Genomic DNA, 1,560 nt, shown 5'->3' with positions numbered 1-1,560 from the left:
GCGGAGACCCTGGTGGACAACCTGAGTTACCAGAACAACAGCGACGGGCCGTCGACCAGCAACCGCGTCGTCACCCTGACCAGCCTGCAGGACAGCGGCGGCACCGCCAACGGCGGCGACAACACCGCTTCCCTGGCCATCGCCTCCACCGTCACCGTGGTGCAGAACAACGACGAACCGACCCTGACTGCCAACGGCAGTCACCCGACCTTCACCGAGGGCGGCGCCGCAGCGAGCCTGTTCAGCGGTACCTCGATCTCCACGGTTGAGGCCGGCCAGACCCTCACCGGCTTCAGCTTCACGGTCAGCAACGTCGCCGACGGCAGCAGCGAGGTGGTCAACCTCGACGGCACCGCCATCGTGCTGACCCACGGCAGCAGCGGCAGTACCGCCGGCAACGGCCTCGGCTACAGCGTCACGGTGGTGGGCAGCACCGCCACCGTGAGCTTGACCGGCGGCACGCTGTCGACCGCCACCGCCCAGACGCTCATCGACAACATGAGCTACCAGAACAACAGCAATACCCCGAGCACCAGCAACCGGGTGGTCACGATCACCAGCCTGCAGGACAGCGGCGGCACCGCCAACGGCGGTGACGATACCGCCAGCCTGGCGGTGGCGTCCACGGTGACGGTGGTGGCGGTGAATGACGCGCCGGTGGCCACGGATGACAGCGCCACGGCTATCGAGGCCGGTGGGGTGGTCAACGGCACGGTTGGCAGCAACGGCACGGGAAATGTGCTGAGCAACGACAGCGATGTTGACAGCGGCGATACCAGGACGGTCAGCGCCGTGCGCACCGGCGCCGAGGGTGGCTCGGGCACGGCCGGTAGCGTGGGCACGGCCCTGGCCGGCCAGTACGGCAGCCTGACGCTGAATAGCGATGGTTCGTACAGCTATGTGATCGACGAGGATAATGCGGCGGTCCAGGCGCTGCGCACCAGTGTCCAGACCCTGAGCGAGAGCTTTACGTATACCGTGACTGATGCCGGTGGCCTGACCGACAGCGCCACGCTGACCATCACCCTGACAGGTGCAAACGATAATCCGGTGGCCAATAACGACAGCACCACTGCGGTGGAAGCGGGCGGGGTGGCCAATGGCAGCGCCGGCAGCCACGCCAGCGGCAATGTGCTGGATAACGATACCGATGTGGACAGCGACGCCAATGGTGAAAGCCAGACCGTCACCGCTGTGCTGTTCGGTGAAACGGCAGGTGAAGTGGGCACGGCCCTGGCCGGCCAGTACGGCAGCCTGACGCTGAATAGCGATGGTTCGTACAGCTATGTGATCGACGAGGATAATGCGGCGGTGCAGGCGCTGCGTGTCAGCGGCCAGACCCTGACCGAGAGCTTCACTTACACCCTCACCGATGCGGGAGGGCTCACCGACAGTGCGACCCTGACCATCACCCTCGACGGTCGCAACGATAACCCGGTGGCCCATGACGACAGCGTCACCGCCGTCGAGGCGGGCGGGGTGGCCAATGGTTCGGTGGGCAGCGCCGGTACCGGCAATGTGCTGAGCAACGATACCGATGTGGACGGTGGTGATACCAAG

General features: G+C 65.8%; 1 protein-coding gene. It reads left to right on the top strand.

All coding sequences use genetic code 11. The annotated features are described in order from the left end of the window. Positions 1-12 precede the first annotated feature (12 nt). The coding region (locus ABD806_RS17960; RefSeq protein ID WP_344960204.1) for a beta strand repeat-containing protein at positions 13-1,560 on the top strand (1,548 nt) is incomplete at its 3' end.

The organism is Zobellella aerophila (assembly GCF_039539325.1).
Classification (GTDB): Bacteria; Pseudomonadota; Gammaproteobacteria; order Enterobacterales; family Aeromonadaceae; genus Oceanimonas; species Oceanimonas aerophila.
Note: the sequence above shows the minus strand (reverse complement) of the source record. Positions and strands in the feature narration are given on the sequence as shown.